Annotated in this window: 23 protein-coding genes; 14 read left to right on the top strand and 9 right to left on the bottom strand. The window is 33.8% G+C overall.

Annotated elements, in window-relative coordinates:
- Positions 1 to 60 precede the first annotated feature (60 nt).
- Genes NKOR_RS05940 through NKOR_RS05930 form a run of 3 tightly spaced genes read right to left on the bottom strand, consistent with a single transcriptional unit; the run spans position 61 to position 2419 of the window.
- Positions 61 to 1617 carry a PAS domain-containing sensor histidine kinase gene (locus NKOR_RS05940; protein WP_016939245.1) on the bottom strand — a complete coding sequence of 519 codons (1557 nt, stop codon included), beginning with the start codon at positions 1615 to 1617 and terminating at the stop codon, positions 61 to 63.
- A gap of 20 nt (positions 1618 to 1637) precedes the next feature.
- Positions 1638 to 2141: a response regulator gene (locus NKOR_RS05935; protein ID WP_014963460.1), complete on the bottom strand. Its 504-nt coding sequence runs from the start codon at positions 2139 to 2141 to the stop codon at positions 1638 to 1640.
- Positions 2138 to 2419 (bottom strand): winged helix-turn-helix domain-containing protein, encoded by a 282-nt coding sequence (locus tag NKOR_RS05930; RefSeq protein WP_014963459.1) that lies wholly within the window; start codon positions 2417 to 2419, stop codon positions 2138 to 2140. The genes NKOR_RS05935 and NKOR_RS05930 overlap by 4 nt, the downstream gene beginning before the upstream one ends.
- Positions 2420 to 2799: 380 nt before the next feature.
- Between NKOR_RS05930 and NKOR_RS05925 the strand changes: the two genes are divergently transcribed.
- The 7 genes from NKOR_RS05925 (at position 2800) to NKOR_RS05895 (ending at position 7870) form a co-directional block, all read left to right on the top strand.
- Entirely contained in the window at positions 2800 to 3039 is a 240-nt protein-coding gene (locus NKOR_RS05925) for a hypothetical protein (RefSeq protein ID WP_014963458.1), read from the top strand.
- Positions 3029 to 3745 carry a matrixin family metalloprotease gene (locus NKOR_RS05920; RefSeq protein ID WP_014963457.1) on the top strand — a complete coding sequence of 239 codons (717 nt, stop codon included), beginning with the start codon at positions 3029 to 3031 and terminating at the stop codon, positions 3743 to 3745. Before NKOR_RS05925 ends, NKOR_RS05920 begins: the two co-directional genes overlap by 11 nt.
- A complete protein-coding gene (locus NKOR_RS05915) occupies positions 3742 to 4212 on the top strand; it encodes a response regulator (RefSeq protein WP_014963456.1) in 471 nt (156 codons plus the stop codon). The genes NKOR_RS05920 and NKOR_RS05915 overlap by 4 nt, the downstream gene beginning before the upstream one ends.
- Positions 4202 to 5275: a sensor histidine kinase gene (locus NKOR_RS05910; protein ID WP_014963455.1), complete on the top strand. Its 1074-nt coding sequence runs from the start codon at positions 4202 to 4204 to the stop codon at positions 5273 to 5275. Before NKOR_RS05915 ends, NKOR_RS05910 begins: the two co-directional genes overlap by 11 nt.
- A 162-nt stretch (positions 5276 to 5437) precedes the next feature.
- Positions 5438 to 5953, top strand: coding sequence for a sensor histidine kinase (locus tag NKOR_RS05905; RefSeq protein WP_148679356.1), 516 nt, complete (start codon positions 5438 to 5440; stop codon positions 5951 to 5953).
- A gap of 220 nt (positions 5954 to 6173) precedes the next feature.
- Positions 6174 to 7634, top strand: a complete 1461-nt coding sequence (locus tag NKOR_RS05900; protein ID WP_014963452.1) for a hypothetical protein — start codon at positions 6174 to 6176, stop codon at positions 7632 to 7634.
- Between the two features lie 44 nt (positions 7635 to 7678).
- Positions 7679 to 7870: a hypothetical protein gene (locus NKOR_RS05895; protein ID WP_014963451.1), complete on the top strand. Its 192-nt coding sequence runs from the start codon at positions 7679 to 7681 to the stop codon at positions 7868 to 7870.
- Between the two features lie 9 nt (positions 7871 to 7879).
- Here NKOR_RS05895 and NKOR_RS05890 read toward each other — a convergent pair whose 3' ends face one another.
- Entirely contained in the window at positions 7880 to 8914 is a 1035-nt protein-coding gene (locus tag NKOR_RS05890) for a transcription initiation factor IIB (RefSeq protein WP_232202929.1), read from the bottom strand.
- 70 nt (positions 8915 to 8984) lie between these two features.
- Between NKOR_RS05890 and NKOR_RS05885 the strand changes: the two genes are divergently transcribed.
- Positions 8985 to 9230, top strand: coding sequence for a hypothetical protein (locus NKOR_RS05885; protein ID WP_014963449.1), 246 nt, complete (start codon positions 8985 to 8987; stop codon positions 9228 to 9230).
- A gap of 228 nt (positions 9231 to 9458) precedes the next feature.
- On the opposite strand, the gene NKOR_RS05880 is transcribed toward NKOR_RS05885, so the two are convergent.
- Positions 9459 to 9839 carry a DUF6659 family protein gene (locus tag NKOR_RS05880; protein ID WP_014963448.1) on the bottom strand — a complete coding sequence of 127 codons (381 nt, stop codon included), beginning with the start codon at positions 9837 to 9839 and terminating at the stop codon, positions 9459 to 9461.
- A gap of 136 nt (positions 9840 to 9975) precedes the next feature.
- Between NKOR_RS05880 and NKOR_RS05875 the strand changes: the two genes are divergently transcribed.
- Positions 9976 to 10773 carry a helix-turn-helix transcriptional regulator gene (locus NKOR_RS05875; RefSeq protein ID WP_014963447.1) on the top strand — a complete coding sequence of 266 codons (798 nt, stop codon included), beginning with the start codon at positions 9976 to 9978 and terminating at the stop codon, positions 10771 to 10773.
- A 123-nt stretch (positions 10774 to 10896) separates the two neighbouring features.
- Here the strand turns inward: NKOR_RS05875 and NKOR_RS05870 are convergent, their stop codons facing one another.
- Positions 10897 to 11226, bottom strand: a complete 330-nt coding sequence (locus NKOR_RS05870; RefSeq protein ID WP_014963446.1) for a hypothetical protein — start codon at positions 11224 to 11226, stop codon at positions 10897 to 10899.
- 299 nt (positions 11227 to 11525) lie between these two features.
- On the opposite strand from NKOR_RS05870, the gene NKOR_RS05865 reads away from it, so the two are divergent.
- Positions 11526 to 13130 (top strand): cation:proton antiporter domain-containing protein, encoded by a 1605-nt coding sequence (locus NKOR_RS05865; RefSeq protein ID WP_014963445.1) that lies wholly within the window; start codon positions 11526 to 11528, stop codon positions 13128 to 13130.
- A gap of 41 nt (positions 13131 to 13171) precedes the next feature.
- Positions 13172 to 13465, top strand: coding sequence for a hypothetical protein (locus NKOR_RS05860; protein ID WP_014963444.1), 294 nt, complete (start codon positions 13172 to 13174; stop codon positions 13463 to 13465).
- Positions 13466 to 13478: 13 nt separating this feature from the next.
- Here NKOR_RS05860 and NKOR_RS05855 read toward each other — a convergent pair whose 3' ends face one another.
- On the bottom strand, positions 13479 to 13919 hold the full coding sequence (locus NKOR_RS05855; RefSeq protein ID WP_014963443.1) for a universal stress protein: 441 nt from the start codon (positions 13917 to 13919) through the stop codon (positions 13479 to 13481).
- 112 nt (positions 13920 to 14031) lie between these two features.
- On the opposite strand from NKOR_RS05855, the gene NKOR_RS05850 reads away from it, so the two are divergent.
- Together NKOR_RS05850 and NKOR_RS05840 are read left to right on the top strand one after the other, a co-directional pair.
- Complete coding sequence (locus NKOR_RS05850) at positions 14032 to 14403, top strand: hypothetical protein (protein WP_014963442.1); 372 nt, start codon at positions 14032 to 14034, stop codon at positions 14401 to 14403.
- Between the two features lie 160 nt (positions 14404 to 14563).
- Positions 14564 to 16237, top strand: a complete 1674-nt coding sequence (locus NKOR_RS05840) for an acetolactate synthase large subunit (protein ID WP_014963441.1) — start codon at positions 14564 to 14566, stop codon at positions 16235 to 16237.
- Positions 16238 to 16290: 53 nt separating this feature from the next.
- Here NKOR_RS05840 and NKOR_RS05835 read toward each other — a convergent pair whose 3' ends face one another.
- Together NKOR_RS05835 and NKOR_RS05830 are read right to left on the bottom strand one after the other, a co-directional pair.
- Complete coding sequence (locus tag NKOR_RS05835) at positions 16291 to 16563, bottom strand: hypothetical protein (RefSeq protein WP_014963440.1); 273 nt, start codon at positions 16561 to 16563, stop codon at positions 16291 to 16293.
- A 72-nt stretch (positions 16564 to 16635) separates the two neighbouring features.
- On the bottom strand, positions 16636 to 17469 hold the full coding sequence (locus NKOR_RS05830) for a fatty acid desaturase family protein (protein ID WP_014963439.1): 834 nt from the start codon (positions 17467 to 17469) through the stop codon (positions 16636 to 16638).
- Positions 17470 to 17637: 168 nt separating this feature from the next.
- On the opposite strand from NKOR_RS05830, the gene NKOR_RS05825 reads away from it, so the two are divergent.
- Positions 17638 to 18363 carry an adenylate/guanylate cyclase domain-containing protein gene (locus NKOR_RS05825; RefSeq protein WP_014963438.1) on the top strand — a complete coding sequence of 242 codons (726 nt, stop codon included), beginning with the start codon at positions 17638 to 17640 and terminating at the stop codon, positions 18361 to 18363.
- Positions 18364 to 18431: the final 68 nt, after the last annotated feature.

Below are 18431 nucleotides of genomic sequence, written 5' to 3'. Positions count from 1 at the left end.
TAGGCTCAAAGTCCTTTTTTGGAATTACTGGAAATGTTCTTGCAAAATACTTTGGAAAATTTAGATTGTTTTGATGATTTTTTGTTTTATTGGCAAAGTTATGGTGAATTGTGCCCCTTCTGTTTTTAGGTTGCCAGCTGATATGGTGCCATGATGGGATTCAATAATATTTTTGCTTATGAATAAACCTAGACCTGTTCCTTTCTTGTCTGACATGTTGGCACTTTTTGTTACAAATTTTTCAAACAATGAGTGCAAGATTTCATCAGATATTCCATCCCCGTCATCACGAATTTCAATTTTTATATTCTCTGAATCAATTGTTTTACTTTTAATCCATATTTTTGTTTTAGCAAATCTACATGCATTGCTGATTATATTTGTGAATACTTGCATTAATCTATCATGATCTGCATCAATTATCAATTCGTTGGTGTCTTTTAACTCTGTTTCAATTTTTATATTATTTTCTAAATCTCGTTTTATCATGTCAGTTGTTTTGTAAATTATGTCGTTGATCATTGTTCTAGAAAATGTAACTGCTAAAGTACCTGATTCGATTCTGGATGCATCTAAAATGTCGTTTGCCAGATTTCTTAATCTGTCTGATTCTGAATCAATAATCTCAAGTGCTGTTTTTGAATCCACCAATCCGTTTAATGCAAGTTGTGTATAGTTACGTAATGGCTGAATTGGTGTTCTTAATTCATGAGCTGCTACGTTTATGAATTCAGTTTGCATTTTATCATGTAGTTTTAGTTTTTCTATTTGCTCTTTGATCTGTTTTTCGTTTTCTAGTATTGTCTTATTGGCTTTTAGAAGCCTTTCCTCTGCCTCTTTTCTATCTGTTATGTCTGTTCTTATTGCCACATATTGTTCTGGCTTTCCGTCTTCATCAAGAAATGGAACGATTGTAGTTTTTACCCAGTAATATTTTCCTGTTTTGCTCACGTTTTTGATTTCACCTTGCCATGTCTTCCCCTTGGATATGACCTCCCATAGCTCATCGTAAAATTCAGGTGGATGATATCCTGATTTTAGTATGCGGTGATTCTGACCTATAAGCTCCTTTTCTTCATACCCTGACACGTCGCAGAATTTTTTGTTAGCATACGTTATTGTTCCCTGCTTATCTGTAATTGCAACCAGTGCTGATTCATCTAAAGCAAACTTGATCTTTTCTACATCGCTTTGTGATCTTCGAAGCCTTTCTTCTATATTTTTTCTATTTGTTATGTCGGTTCTTATTGCCACATATTGTTCTGGCTTTCCGTCTTCATCAAATACTGGAACTATGGTTGCCATGACCCAGTAATATTTTCCTGTTTTGCTCACATTTTTGATTTCACCGTGCCATGTCTTCCCATTGGATATCACATTCCATAGCTCATCGTAAAATTGATCAGAGTATGTTTTAGCTTTTAGTATGCGGTGATTCTGACCTATAAGCTCCTTTTCTTCATACCCTGACACGTCGCAGAATTTTTTGTTAGCATACGTTATTGTTCCATGTTTGTCCCAAACAGTCAGCAGCACTGCCTCGTTTAAACAAAATTCTAATGTCTCTAAATTGATTTTACTATTTTGCATGAGCTTAGATAATTCAAGATCTTTCAAGTCTCTCAGTACCTACACTGTCATTTTAGATATTTGGATTCTACTGTTTTTAATTTGGTTAGTATTTCCTTTAATGCTTCTATGTTGTTTTCAATTATTTCTGGATTTATCTTTATTCTAAACTCAGATAACTCTTGGGAAATCTGATGGTTTTCTATCTTGTTTAGTAATGTGGATATGTCAAAGGGTTTTGATAGAATTTCTATTCTTTCTCCATTTGTTGTGATGTTTTTTATATCCTCTGTTAGCAGTTCCTTTACAAACGCTGATGCAAAGACTATGGTTTGGTCTGGATTTTTTTCTAATATTCTTCTTGCTACTTCTAATCCGTCCATTTTAGGAAGTTTGTAGTCTAAAATTATTAGATCAAAAGGACTATGGTATGTGGCATCTGTTTCTTTTTGGCATTTTTCTAGTGCATCTTCTCCAGTACTTGCTAATGTAACTTCGTGTTTGTTATGTTCAAGTGCGATTTTATAAGCTTCTGCAGTATGTTTCTCATCTTCTACTACTAATAATTTCATGTAAACTCCAACCCCAATTTTTTAATTTGTTTTCTGATGTTGCAATACTCCTCCATGAATTCTCTTCCTCTCTCTAAAATTTTAATTCCGCCATTTTTCATTACCATCTCCTTTTGCTTTAGATCATGAAGATAATTTGTTAACTTGTCATAAGATAAATTGCTTCCATATTGCAATCTTGTTGGTTTTATTACACCTATGTTGGTACTCTCATTTTTAATTGCAGTGAGGACATCATAGTAAATCTCTAACTTTCCCCTCCTTTCCTTTCTATTCACAGAGTTTAATATTGTAATAATAATATAAAATCTTATTCTGATTTCTTCTTAACAACTGTATAGTTTTTTTAATTTATTTTTATAGGTTGATGTCATATTTCTTGTTAAATTGTTCGATTTTAGTAACTAGATCTTTCAGATCTTTTATTGAATGAAGAAATTGGATTTTGGGCTCAACAATATTTGCTTTTGATAACTTGTTCATTAGCCTCCTTTAACTCCGTGTCATTTTTTACCAGACAAATATGGATTGGAGGTGATTTTCTATGAAACATGCCATAACTTGTTTTTTTGTAATAAATACACCACTCCCTATGGAGAGTATCTCAATATGTGATAAAGAGAATATACATTAAATAAAAAAATCTCTATTTTTGCTCATGGCTGAAAAAACAGTACCTGATTATCTTCAAAATGAGATGACCTTGAAAAAAATCAATTCAATACTAAAAGAAAAAAACCACGAGCTTGAAATCAAAATTAATCATCTTTCTGCAGAAAATTCTGAACTAAAAGAAAAAACAAAACTCATGATGCCAATGACAAAATACTTTCACAAAAAACATTCCCTTGATTTTACTGGGTTCTGTTTTTACATTAGGTCTGTTGGTGCCAATTAATGAAATTGTTTTTGATTACGTTCCTGATTTTGATAAAATTGTGGAATCTGAAAATGACATGGAATTAAAATCAAGTTATGTTGTTGAAAATTTACGTGGAGATGTAGTTCAAACTCATGTAAACTGGAAGTGGGCAAAGGATTCTCCAATTAATGTCTCAGTACTTAACACACACCTGATAAATGATGAACAAATGGATTCTCTAAAAGATGCCATTTTGTCTATGGATGAAATTACTTTGGATGACTTTTCATTGCATAAAGGGCCAAAGGGATCAACGTCTGTTTACAACTCTGGTTGGCAAGGAGCAGTAACTCAAATAGGTGACAATACATTGTATGTGCCTCCCTCGACATTCAACATCTTTGAGTCTGACATTGCTGAAGGAAGTATTGTAATTTTATTAGAGTCAGGTTCTCATCCTGATGGATACACTGGATACACTAAAAATACTGTAGACAACAACGAGATTCTAAAGTCATATGTTACAATCTATGATGTTGATTCACTTTCAGCATCTCAACTAAACACAATCATAATGCACGAGTTTGGTCATGTGCTTGGACTTGCACATTCGACGGATCCAGAAGATCTGATGTATCCTGTAATTAAGACAGATTACCCATACATCTCAGAGTGCAATGTTGATGCATTGGAGGCACTCTATAATGGAAATACTAGAACAACGGTGGTTTGTGAAAAATGAGTAAGCATTCTCCAGAGATTAACTATGTTACAAAAGAGGAATTGCAATCAAAATCCAGATTTAACGTAATGGTAGTAGATGATGATCTGAACACCGTTGATGTTTTCTCAGAATATTTGGAGCTAACAGACCACAAAGTTGTTGGCAAGGCATTTGATGGCAAACAGGCATTTGAGATGTTCAAACAAGTCCGTCCTGACTTTGTATTTTTGGATATAATGATGCCAGAATATGATGGGTTTTATGCATTAGAGAAAATTAAACAATATGACCGTACAGCATTCGTAATTGCGGTAACTGCAGATCTATCCAACGAAACAGAAGACAAACTCCACAGATTGTATGTGGACTCGATAGTCTACAAACCATTTGACATGGATAACATACTATCGATCATGGAAAGCTTGTACAAAAAAAAGTCCTTACAATATGTAGCCAACGAGGTGGCAGGGGCTGTTGAAAATTAAAACAAACGTAATGTTGGCAATATGGATTGGAATAATAATTCCAGTGATGTTATCTTTTATTTTGTATATTGTTATGATAAAATCTGATATTGTAAACGACAAACTAGAAGATTTTTCTATAGTCTCTACAAGTGTGGAAAAGATACTTGAAACTACAGAGCATTCTACCATAGATCAATTAAACAATATTGCAACCAGAACTCAGATGCGAATACTGTTAGATGAATATAACAACGGGATACATGACACGCCACCTGAAAAGATAAGGACTATCTTGCTTGATGCACTAAATTCAAACGACGCATATCAAACAATATCAATATATGATAATAATGGTGTTCTTGTATCTTCTACCTCTGATGTGATGCCTGCGACTAATTTTCAATTTGAGCGCCCAAATCAATTTTCAGTAATTTATGATCAAGGTGACATCGATATACGTGCATTTGCACCCTTGTATCTATCTGGCACGCATATTGGTTTTATTGAACTGTTCACAAAACCACTTTATTTTGAAACTGCAATAACAGATCTGTTTGCTGACCATTCATCATTAGAAATATTTCTTGCATCAAAAAACAATGATGGTAGTGCAACTGTCATTACTCCGCTAAAATACGATAATTACCAATCTGGTAGAATCATAGAAAACAATTCTGACAGACCAATCATCAAAGCATTTGCTGGAAACGCCCCTAGTGTTGACACTGCTATAGATTATAGGGGGAAGGAAGTAGTCACATATGTTAAATATTTAGATCATTATGATTTGGGATTAGTGGTAAAAATTGACAAGGCAGATCTTTTAGCGACAGTAAATGTGTTTGAAACCTGGTCTGTAATTCAAATCATTTTTGCTGGTGGGATAATATTTTTCCCTGCAATTATGTTCTCAAGATCTATTCTCAAACCCCTGAAAAAAATTCAGGCTGCTTCAAAACTAATAAGTCAGGGAAATTTTGTTGCGCCCATGGATGTAGGTGGGGTTTCGGAAATACAATCTCTAAATAAAAGCATATGTGAAATGGCACAACAACTTGAAAAAACAAAAAACAAGAATTGATGCATGAAAGACTCACCACTATTGGTGAAATGTCTGCAAAGATTGCACATGACATGCGAAATCCTATATCTGTTTTAAAAAACGACAACAAAAATTTTAAAACTGAAGAATATTCCTGGTACTGAGAAATACATATCATTGTTTGAAGATTCTATAGAAAGAATGTCGCATCAAGTAGAAGACATTATGGGTTATCTTAGAGATAAGCCAACATCTTATTCGATATTTGACCTAAATTCCTTTATGGATGATGCATCAAAAAATATCTCATTTGGAAAGAGTATTCAACTTACCATACAATGTCCAATGATAACCATAACTGCTGACAAATACAAACTTCAAAGTGCCATTATTAACATCTTGCACAATGCTAAACAGGCTATTGGAAATAACTCTGGATGGATAAAGATCAACGTGTGCGAAGAATCTGATGAGATAGTAATGACAATATCCAACTCTGGACCTCCTATACCTGAAGGATACATGGATAAGATCTTTGAACCATTATTTACTACAAAACAACGTGGAACAGGATTGGGATTGCGCAGTGTTGTTAAAATTGTAAACGAACATCATGGTACTGTATCTGTAAACAATGATCCCGTGACTTTTTCCATACGTCTTCCAAAAACAATTGAAAAAGAAAAAACGATTGATGGTTTAACGCTAACCCACTAACTTTAAGTTGATTCCTACCGTTTTTTATTTGCAAAATTAATTGCAATTCTTTTTTAGAAATATTTCAAAACATAAATAATATTCTCAATTTGTGTTGAACTAGATGAACTTTATTTTTTTATAAAATAATCTAAAGATAATTTTGTTGTGTTGTCAATACCCATTATAGAAAGTATCAAAGGGAGTTGGTTTTAAAATATAATTGCACCGATACTGATTAATGACTTCAAGAGTATTACTAATTGCAGTCTTTGGGGTTTTGCTTGGATTCAGTCCGCTATTATCTCAAAGTGCATTTGCAGCTCCATACATCACAGCATATGTTGCCGATGATCCGGACAATTTGGATGGCGTGTACAGTAATGGAGACACCATAACTATCACACTAAGTGAAGCTAGCAATGCAACAGCTCAAATAGTTCAAGACTCTGCCATCACTGGAAATTTCACATTTGCCTCAGATGACCCATTAAGTGCAACAGGAGTGGATTTTGTAGGGGAATGGACATCTAACACACAACTGGTCATCAACATGACAGATATTGGTTCTGGCAGTACTTTGACCATAGGCTCCTCCACAGTAGCTGCAAAATCTACCAACAACATAGGTATTCAGAATAACAACACAGACAACACTGTCATGGGATCCAACACAACTGCAGTATCATTGACTGGTAACTTTGGTATTATCACATCTTCATCATCAAGTGATTCTGATGGTAATGGCAGCGGTTGCAGTGGAGACTGTGAAGAACCAACAATAGGAATTGACTCTAGTGGAAAGCGTCAGGTGACCGGTGGCTTCTCATACAACGGATACACAGTTGACGTTGAGAGGTATTTCACACCATACCCGCTAATCACAGCTGATATTGGAAAGACAAACGTTGCAGAGTTTAAGATCTATGAAAATACTGGGGTGCACAACATCAGGCACTTTACGTTTGCATTTGGCATGGCTGAAGGAGAGATAATCTCACAAAGCAAGGCAAAGATTGAACTAGACATTGATTTTGATGGAACAGAGACAGTTACAGTGACTGATCCTGAAAATGCACTAGATAACATCAAAGTCACTACAAGCAAGGTATCATGCATGGAGCACTCCACTAACGAGTGCTTGAAGGTGTCAATCCAGCATATGTTCAGAGCACCATTGGACTTTAACATTGTTGGAACAGATGTATGGGACACTAAACGCAGCTCATGGCAAAACTATTACAATCACGGAATCGAGGTGGCAGGAGAATCTCTAAACCCTCCAAAGGAATATGACGGAATAAACAAGGGGCACATATACCACCTGACTGAAACAAGCAAGACTACAGCAGTAGATGAGTTTGGAGATACATGGACATTCCAATATGGAACATGGAGCAAAGACTACATCAAGCAAGAAAGGGTACAGGATGAGGCCACTGATGTGTTTACAAGAACGCATTCAGAGTTTGGAAATTATAAAACAGACAAAGCAAATGATGCAATTGCCCAATTGCTAGAGTTGTGTCCTGCATGTACTGAAGAGTTTACAGACTTGGAAGATGCAAAAAGTTACGACTATGCAAATACCAATTCAAACAAGCTAGACAGACTAGATATCAAATACAAGTTGATTTGGGAAGAAAACAAGGCTAGACATATTTTGAATTCTATGCTAGAACCTAAATCTCTGTATGATTAAAGTATCTGTACTCAAACCATTTTTATTTTTTTAATTTGATAACTATGAATACGGCAATAGTTGCAATACTTGTCAAAAGTAATCCTAAACCAATAAACCAGTTTTCTGAAAAAATACCCATAAAATTAATGACAGTTATTCCTGAAACAAGTAAAAATCCAAATATTGCAAAAACAATAATGTTTACTTTGGCATTATTTGAAATGTTGGAGTTTATTTCCATATCAAAACAATGATGATTTTTTTTATGCTCCGATGTCTATGCTTTTGATGTATTTTGCAGCAAAAGGCCTCAACATCTTTATAATTTTACGAATTGTGACTGTGCTTATGTTGGTCTTCCTGGCAATTCTTGCTATTGGAACATGTTCTCCATGGTTTATTGCAGAAAGATAGATTGACGCTGCTGTAACCCCAATTGGGTTTTTTCCTACGTGGATTTTTTCTTGTTTTGCGTCGTGAAGAATCTTGTTTGCTAATCTTGAAGTCTTTTCACTAACTGATAACGAACTTGATATCTTGGAAACATAATTTATTCCTGTAGAGTCTACTTTGATCTCTAGTTTTTTGACTAGTCTCTTGTATGATCTTAAAAGTTTTTTTCTGTTGATGTTTGTGATTTTTGATATTTCGTCAACGCTTCTGGGAATTCCTAATTGTTTGCATGATGCATAGACTGATGCTGCCATCATGGATGGAATTGAATTGCCTCTGATGATCTTTTTGTCTACTGCTTTTCTATAGATGTATGCTGCATGCTCTTTTGCATTTTCTGGCATGTTTAGCTTGTTTGAATATGCATCCAAAACGGTAAATGCTTTTACTAGATTCTGTTCTTTGTTGTTGCTTTTACTTCTTGAATCCCAAAATCGCATTCTGGAAAAATGTCTTATGTTATTTGAATGCATTTTCTTTCCAACTGCATCAAAATTTTTCTTGGATATGATAGACGAACTTGACATGTCTGATATGGAAATTTTTGTTGGAGGGCCATTTCGTGCCGTATTCAAATAGTCTTCTTTGGTGAAAGTTTTTGAATCGTTATTCCTGTCTACTGCTCTCTCTTCTAGTACAATACCACAATCACTGCAAATAATCTCTCCTGCATTGACATCTGTAACTGGAGATTTGTGGCTGTCTGCTAAACAATGCCTTAGTTCTGTTTCAAGAATAGTTTTTTCTGCCAATTCTCCATTTCTCCAATCGCTTTCTTTCATATTCTTCCAAATCACGATTTTTGCCATATGATAATTGCACTTGCATGCGCTATATTCAGTCATCAACAATCTAATTGAAATTAAGCAAATCAGCTTATGAAATGATAATAGTAATTGCACCTTAATCTATTTGATGGATTTTACTTATTTGTTAATTTCATGCACTCCTACTAAGAATGTAGATGTGGCAAATACGCTTCAGGAATTGTCTGGAGTCAAAGAAGCAGTGCCTGTACATGGCGCATTTGATTGCATAGTTAAAACTGAGAAAATGCCTTCTGAGGATGTATCTCGTCTTGTAATTTCTAGCATCAGGCCTTTGGATGATGTTCGAAGTATTCTTCCACTGCGTACTGCCCCACTTTTAGTAACTTCGTAAAATGTTTGATTCAAAAGTCAACGTCTATGTTCTAGATGATGAGATAATAGTGGAAAAAAATCGGCATGTAAAAAAATTTCCAAGATGTGGCATAACTAAAGTAGAATCTTTTGTTTTTGATATGGCCAAAAAAGGAAAACTAGATGATTTGTTGCATTAAGAAAACGTATTGTCGTAGATGATTTACCTAAAATAACTATTACATGATTTTGAATAAAACACGTAAAATTATTTCATAAATATTTTTTCAAAAATCATTATAGCGCTATTTGCAATTAAATCGCAATTTTCGTTTGGTTCCAAAGTAATCATCACGATGTTGTTGAAGATGGGAATAGTTATCACATCTATTTTTGATCTGTGACTGACATTGTATTTCAAAAGGCCCATTTGTTCATCAAAGTCTTTCTTTAACAAAATTTCTAATACCGACTTTATGTATAAAGAACGTGATTTGCTGTCTGGCAGCGACAGGTCTACTCCATCTTTTTGTTTTTCAAATACTAAACTACCCATTTTATCCAGAATACCAATGTATCGAATTTTTTTATTAGCTAACAATATGTTACATGTATCATCAAGTAATTTTGAAGAAACTTTTGCATGCATGTATTATGTTGATTATCTCAACTCATAAGTTCGCTTAAGCTATCTTTGTGAATTTAAGCTCAGGCATGAATTTCAATAATATTTTCCTTAACATTTGTTTAAAGATAATATATCACATTAAACATACAAAATTGCTATGGATAAGTTCGAAATTGTGGCATCACAATTTTTAGAACTGGCAAGCGAACAACGTTTGAAAATTTTAGATAATCTGTCTTCAAAACCCTATCGACTCTCAGTACTTGCTAAAAAAATGGAACTAACTCCTCAAGAAATTCACAGAAATATGGATAGGTTGTCAAAATCAGGATTTGTAAAAAAGGGTACAGATGAACATTTCCGTATAACTTCTATTGGAAGACTTGTACTTAGCCAGATGCCTTTGGTACTTTTTATTTCAAAGAACCAAAAATATTTTTCAACTCATGATCTTGACTCTCTGCCCAAGAAATTTAGCCGTAGATTAGGCGTTCTTGAAACGTGTACTCATGTTAGGGGGGTCACCAATGTCATTGACACGTGGAAGAAAATTTTAAACAATGCTTCAGAATTTGTATGCGATGTCACCAGTGAATATCCTGCAGGACTGGATGATGTTTTGGTTGGCCGTGTCAAAAAAGGCGTAAAGTATAGACATATTTTCAGTAGTGATTTTGAAGAATACTCTGACAGAGATGGACATTTGCAAAAAATTGGATATTATGATTTGATTCAAAATGGAAAAATTCTGCGAAAGGAGGTAAACAACACCGGATTTATCTTAATTGTCAGCGAAAAAGAGGCTGCAATAGTTTTTCCCAATAATGACGAACCTGATTTGCGACATATGTTTTATGGTAAGAGCTCATCTTTTCAAGATTGGTGTCTGGATTTCTTTGAGCATTATTGGAAAAAGGCAAAAACAATCTCCAGGAACCATCCAAAAACGTCTTGATGTGTCTATATGTGGCATGTCATGACAATAGCTTATTTTCATAACCTTTGTTTACGCAATAAAAAATACTATTTTTACAAATATTGCATGACCTCATTTTTTTCTAATAATTTTAAATTATTTTTAGATCTTCCCTTGAATTCGCTCTAAAATAGTAAATAATGGAAGAGCATCCCATTGGTACAGTTTCGTATCAAGAGAATCTGCACAAATTTTGGAATACTCTTCAAAATAATTTTTAGCTTTGTCTTCTGTTGACTCAAAAATAGCCATGCTTGTTTTTTTATCATCAAATCTCCCTGTCCAAACAAAATCCCCTTTCTCAAACCATTGCTCATTTAATTTTTCAATTATTGGTCGAATTACCTCTAATTCATCTGAACCTCCATCTTTTCTAGAACTAATAATTACCCATAATTTTCTATCATTGATGACTTCTGAGATTATTGGCACAATTATTAATTTGTAGAAAGTACGATATATCTCTTAAATTCCTAAAGGGCGTACCTGTCTAAAACCAATAAAAAATAATCATTTTTCTAACTTTTTGTAGCAGTTTTCACATAGTACTGGCTCATTTGTTCTGAAAATCAATTTGGCATCTTTTTCTCTTGCCCCGCATTTGAAACATTCATCCACTCTTACCATGAATAATTTACATATTCTTTTCTTTAATAAGTTTGGACATGCTTGTTTTAATTCAAATATCTAAATAAGATACATTATTTCTAATCATTTAGAGTTGTTTACAGATGTCATTTGAGGCAATTTTGTATATTGCTGTATTGATTTTATCGGCAAAAATATTTGGTGAGGCATTACATCGAATTAATCAGCCAACTATTATTGGAAATGTTCTTGCAGGAATAATTGTTGGACCTGCGTTGTTTTTTCTTGTAGAGCCAATTGATGAAATTGAAATTTTTGTTTCAATAGGTGTCTTCTTTTTGTTCTTTTTGATTGGTCTTGAAGAAATTGATCTTACTGCCCTATTCAAAGTATTGAGAGGGAGAATTTTTGCAGGCTCTGCATTGGGATTTTTGATCCCGTTTGTTGCAGCAGGAGTCTTTGGATTCTTGGCAATGGATATGGATTTTGTAAAATCTCTTGCAATTGCTAGTGTGATAGGTGCTTCGAGTCTTGGTGTTACTGCTAAGGTCCTTACGGATATGGGCAAACTTCGTTCAAAAATAGGCCTTGAAATTTTTACGATGGCAGGAATTATCGAATTTATTGCCATTATTTTTACCAGTGTTGTAATTCAGGTTGATTCTTCTCTGAACCCTGAAATCGAAGACTTTGCATGGTTGTTTGCAAAGATGATTCTATTCTTTGCTGTGGCAGGATTATTGTCTGTATTTGCATTGCCGCACTTTTTTAGATTTATCAGAAAACATCTCCAAGCTCAACAGGTATACTTTGCAGTAGTAATTGGAGTCATTTTGCTTGTGGCATACTTTGCAGAAATCAGCGGTATACATGGTGCAATTGGTGCACTATTGCTAGGAATTGCAGTTTCTAGAATGAACAAAAAAGAGTATACTGAGATCTCAAAAAGTGTCCATGTTATTGGCTATGGGATTTTCATCCCAATCTTTTTTGCCGGAATTGGTTTGCACTTTACCTTGAGTTTCTTTGAACTTCCTTTGTGGGTAATTGGTGGCTTTTTAGCCATAATAGTTGGTGCCAAATTTATCGGCTCATATCTGGCTGCAAAAGTAGCTCATATGAAACCTGCCCGTACTGTTGCATATGGAATAATGTCAAAAGGTGCCGTTGACTTGGCACTGATGCTGTCTTTGTTAAATGCAGAATTATTAGAAAATAATTTGTTCTCTTTACTTGTTTTTGGAACTTTAATTACCATGATAATTTCAAGTGTCGAACTCCAACGAACATTGAAAAAAATAGTTCCAGTCAAGATAGGATCACAAGAATTAGCTCTTGTACCTGTCTATTTTAGAAGAGCAGTATCTGAATATGCTGCTGAAAATGCAATGGTGTTGGATTACCCAACATTGTCTCCTGACATTTCTGTTGATGATGCATTGAAAAATAATGACAATGAATTTTTTGTAGTGTTAGATGAAAACAACCTTGTTGGACTAGTTTCAAAACGTGATCTTGAACGTGCGCAAAAAAAATTACGAAGAAAAACTGCTGTGAAAAATGTAATGCATAAAAAATTCCGAACTGCAATTCCACAAGAACCGCTGTTTTTTGCAATCCAAAAATTAAATTCAAATCCAGCTAGTATCGTACCTGTAATGGAACCACTAGACTCAAAACTTGTTGGAGTAGTTACTGCAGAAAAAATACTGGAACTTTTAGAAAATAATGAATCTCCAAAACAGTAGATTATAGAATTAGTTTAATACTAAATCTTCTAACTAAACATGTGTCAATCCGTAAACCTGTAATTAGAAAACCTAGAATCCCAAAAATCAAAAAACCATTAATTTCAAAACGTAAGCGTATTGTAAAAGCAAAACCCACATTATCTACGGGCAGAATCACTGCAAAAACTCCAAAAAAACCACATCATGGCACAAAAACCACTAGGACATTGGGCACTTGTTATCTTGAAAAAAATTGCAGGGGTGTCTTGTCAAGAAAAGTGACAAAAACCCAATGCAGACGTGAGGGTGGAAAAAGCTGGCGAAAAATTGGCGGTTCCTGCGAAAAATTATGATGCTCTAAAATTTTTATGGAATGTACAATAATGGACACGGAGTTTTATTAAAGACTGCATCAACTGTGCTGTTATAGTATAATTTTTCAGCATGAGTTCCCATTTTTGATTTGCTCATTACTATGAGGTCTACATTCTGATCCCTTGCATATTCTATGATTGACCTTGATTCTAGGTCGCTCTTGATAATTTTAGAACTTGATGGAATCCCAAATTTTGCAGCTTCTTTTTTTAAGCGTTCATGATATTGCTCCATTTTCTTTTTTTCCTGCTCAATTTCTCTTTTATCTGATTTTGTTTTGAAAAACCCAAATGTTGCTTTGTCATGAATACACGTTAAAAATATAATTTTAGAATCATGTTTTTCAATGAGAGGTAATATCTTTTTTACTGCTTTTTCACTGCTGGGAGTAGCATCATATGGAACTAGAATTTTTTTGATTTTTATTGACATGTAATTATATGGTCATGATTCTATTTAATGATTGAATTTTATGTTTTCTTTGTATCTTAATTGGTTAATAGAACACATGAATGTTTTTTAATACTGGTTTTGAAATTAACATGTGAATATTAAATCTGAAAAATCAATTAAAGAATATCTTAAAACATTGCCTGATGACACCATTATCAAATATTATCTTGATGTGGAATTTTCACCTTTTCCTGTATTGCTTATTGAAGAGTATACTAGACGCTTCAAAAGAAAAACAAAAGATGAAATCATAAAAGATATAAAATTTCAGACCCATCTTGCCAAAAAGAAAACTCAAGATTTGACCAGACTTGCAAGAAAGCGTATTGCAATAGATGACATCACAAAACAAAAATCTGAAGAATTTATTTCACAGGCTCAGAAAAAAGGCCATAAAATCAGTGACAACATTCTCAAAAAAAGTGGGATTTTGGGCTCTAAATTAAAAAAGGAACTCGATTAGGAATAAAAAAGGAATTGCCACAAGCAAAAATCTTTCTTCTTCTACTGCAGACCAGCTGGAATTGTTAGAAAAACTAGGCCACCTAAACCAGGCAGGAATTATCACTAACAAAGAGTTTCAAGAAAAAAAGAAGAAGATTCTTTCTAAAATTTGATCTGGCATGAAAGCATCTGATCTATTGGTTAAATGTCTGGAATCTGAGGGTGTTGAATACATCTTTGGAATTCCTGGTGAAGAAAATGCAGATCTTATGATGTCACTTTCAGAATCAAAAATCAAATTTATTCTCACTAGACATGAACAGGGTGCTGCATTCATGGCAGATGTTTATGGTAGGTTGACGGGACGTGTTGGTGTATGTTTGGCAACCCTTGGTCCTGGAGCCACTAATCTTGTAACTGGTGTTGCAAATGCAAACATGGATAGATCCAGATTACTGGCAATTACGGGACAAACTGACTCTCATCTTTTGCATAAAGAGTCTCATCAGAATCTCAATGTCGTAAAGATGTTTGAACCAATTACCAAGTGGAGTTGGTCTATACGAAATCCTCAAAACATTCCAGAAATTGTACGAAGGGCATTCAAGATTGCACTCACAGAAAAACCCGGAGCCACTCACATTGAGCTTCCTCAAGATATAGCAAAACGAGAGTCAGACATTCCTCCAATTGGGTTTCAGAATATTTTCAGACCAAAGGCAAACCAAGACCAAATAAAAAAAGCAGCAAAAATGATTCTAGAGGCAAAAAAACCCCTTCTGATTGTTGGAAACGGATGTGCTCGAGAAGATGAGAGTACACAAATTAGAAAGTTTGTAGAGAAAACAAAAATTTTCTCAATTAACACATTCATGGGTAAAGGAGTTATTCCTGATGACTGTGAAACTCATCTTCAGACTATTGGTATAAAGTCTGCAGATCATGCCTTGCAAGCAGTATTGGAGGCTGATGTAATAATATCTGTGGGATATGATTTGGTGGAATATTCCCCAAAGATGTGGAATTCTGATCTAAATAAAAAAATAATTCATGTTGATTTTACACCTTCTGAGGTCTACACATTTTATCGACCTGATGTTGAAATTGATTCAGATATTGGCGCTGCTATGGAGTCTATTTTAGAAGAGATTGAAACATTGCAATCTCAACATCCTTCTTTTGATTCGTTTCCTAGAAAGGAAATTCCCGAAATTTTCCAAAAAGTTCGCTCAGAAGTAATTGACAGAATAAACATGTTCAAAGACGATGACGCATACCCAATAAAACCTGAAAAACTAATCCTTGATGTTAGAGAAGCACTTGATCATAAAGACATTGTAATTTCTGATGTTGGAACCCATAAATTGTGGATTTCAAAAATTTATCAGACATTTGAGCCAAACACATGCATAATCCCAAATGGATTTGCATCGATGGGATTTGCTCTTCCTGGTACAATTGCTGCAAAACTAGTTTTTCCAAAAAAAACAATTGTTGCAATGACTGGTGATGGAGGATTCTTGATGAATGTTCAAGAGATAGAGACTGCAGTACGTCTGAAATTACCTATTATCATAATTGTATGGGTTGATAATGACTATAATCTAATTTCAACCAAACAAAAACATGAATTTGGGAAAAGTGTATTTACAGAATTTGGAAATCCTGACTTTGTTAAAATTGCAGAAAGTTTTGGTGCAAAGGGATTTCATGTAAAATCTTCTCAGGAATTTGAACAATCTCTAAAAGATGCAAAACTAGTACAAGACAAACCAATTGTAATTGCAGTTGATGTTGACTATACTAGAAATGAAGTGTTACTTGATGATTCATTTCCTTCTTATGTTAAATAACTAGATAATGAAAAATAATTATTGCTCTATTTTGCTCTAAAAATTTCTAGAATTCATGCGTATTGTCTCAAATAGTCGTCTGTTTGAAATGTTATAGTTGTAATGTCTAAAAATTCCTCTAAAATGTATTCTTTATCTCTGAAGAATACCTCAATTGAAATAACTTCCTTTAATGGAATATCTTTGATATCTTCTAGAACATATTTTAACAAAATAGTGATTGTTTGCCTCAACTCTCGTGTGTTGTTGGTTTGACAATAATGATTGTGATAATTTTTGATATTTTCCATTAAATTATCTGATATGGTAAAATGATATGCTTTCATAATTTAGATGTGATAATTTCCTATATGTGGTCTGGTTAGCTATGATGCTAATTTGTTCAGGTTGATGAAAATTTACTGTTGATTATTTTTCATTTGTCTGTATGTGTCTACAAATCCATATGAAATGTCTATGTCTGATGGGGCAAATACTTTGTGAGCTTCAGGTAACTTGTACCATGGAATTGTAGGATACTTGTGATGTATGTAGTGGTATCCACCATTGTGGTGGAACAAATTTTTCAAAAACCCCAAGTCTGATCTGCTGCCTGATTTTGTGTTATAGTGTTCTGAAATTTCTGCCCAATAAAAGAAACTAGCAAATGACCACAAAAATGGAACAAACCAATACATCGCTAGTATGTGTAATACTTCAAAATGCCAGCATATGGCAATCACTGGTATCCAAAATATTGCAAATTTTATGGAACTCTTTAGAGGGTTTAACTGAATTGCAAATCTAAGATAAAAAAGACCTGCATATCCGATAACTGGTTTTACAAACCACATCCAAAAGAGATTCTTTTTAGGATTATTGAGTCCATGAATGTTATAGTCTCTAACTATATGATCATCTTTTGTATTCATTTTATAATGATGGTCTGTGTGTTCTTTTCTGTATTGATTCATGTCTACAAAAAATGGAATTGCATAAAGCCATTCCAAGTAATCATTTAATTTTTTAGTCTTAAACAAATTTCCATGTGACGCTTCATGGAATAGAGATTCTCCAATTGCATATTGAAATGCTCCAATTACCCAAACTGAAATTAGATATACTATCCAACTATCGGCCCAAATACTAATTCCTATTACACTAAAAATCACACTCCAGTCAAAAATTAACACTGAAAATCCCCTCAAATTGCTTCTTTGGACAAAATCTTGAGGTCTTGGCTGTTTTATCATTTTTAATAACGTTACACTAATGATAAATTAATATTTTCATAATTCTCATACCTGATGTCATTATTTTTTGAGTATTTTTAGAAAATATATCATGTAAGTAGCTGTTTTCCTAAAGTATTACCATACGAGCTAACCAAACTATAACACAATTTTTTACGTAATATAATCATGAGATGGGAAGCAGGTGTAAATTTATCTGAATTACTATCAAATGATGGTGTAGTGCAAAATTTAGAACCTCCTCCCTATTCTATTCTAAAGTATCCATTACGAGAAACTGATTCTGATCCTATGGGAATTTCAGATTATTTGGTTGCATTTGCCACAAAATCTCGTGCATACTGTGTGGGCTGTGTGGATATGGTAAATTCAACGAGAATTTCTGCATCATTATCTAGAGATAATCTTATGAAATACTATGAAACTTTTTTGAATTCAATGGCAGTAATTGTGGGAAAGTTTGATGGCAAAGTAATTAAAAATGTGGGCGATTGTTTGTTATTTTATTTCCCACTGTCTGAAAATGGAAATAATCTAGAACATGTGCGAAGATCTATTGATTGCGGTTTGGTAATGACAAAGGCGCAAAAAATTATTTCTAGAGAATTAATTTTAAAAAAATTACCTTCCTTAAACTATAGGATAAGTATGGACTATGGCAGTGTTATAATCATGAATACAAACAAATCTGTAGAAATTGATATGATAGGACCTCCAGTAAACATGTGTACAAAAATAAATCATCTTGCTCAAAATAATGAATTTGTTATTGGTGGAGATTTGCGTGAGATTGTAAAAAAAATAGAAAAATATAGTTTCAAACAAATCCGTGGATACAATGTGGGCTTCAAGTCTGCCTACCCTGCTTACAAGGTTCAATTAAAAAATCGGTAAAAATGGAGTTTCGTGCAACTAACAATCTAAATTTGAAAAAACATAATACGAATAAAATAATTGAGATA

The sequence above is a fragment of the Candidatus Nitrosopumilus koreensis AR1 genome (genome assembly GCF_000299365.1).
Taxonomy (GTDB): Archaea; Thermoproteota; Nitrososphaeria; order Nitrososphaerales; family Nitrosopumilaceae; genus Nitrosopumilus; species Nitrosopumilus koreensis.
Note: the sequence above shows the minus strand (reverse complement) of the source record. Positions and strands in the feature narration are given on the sequence as shown.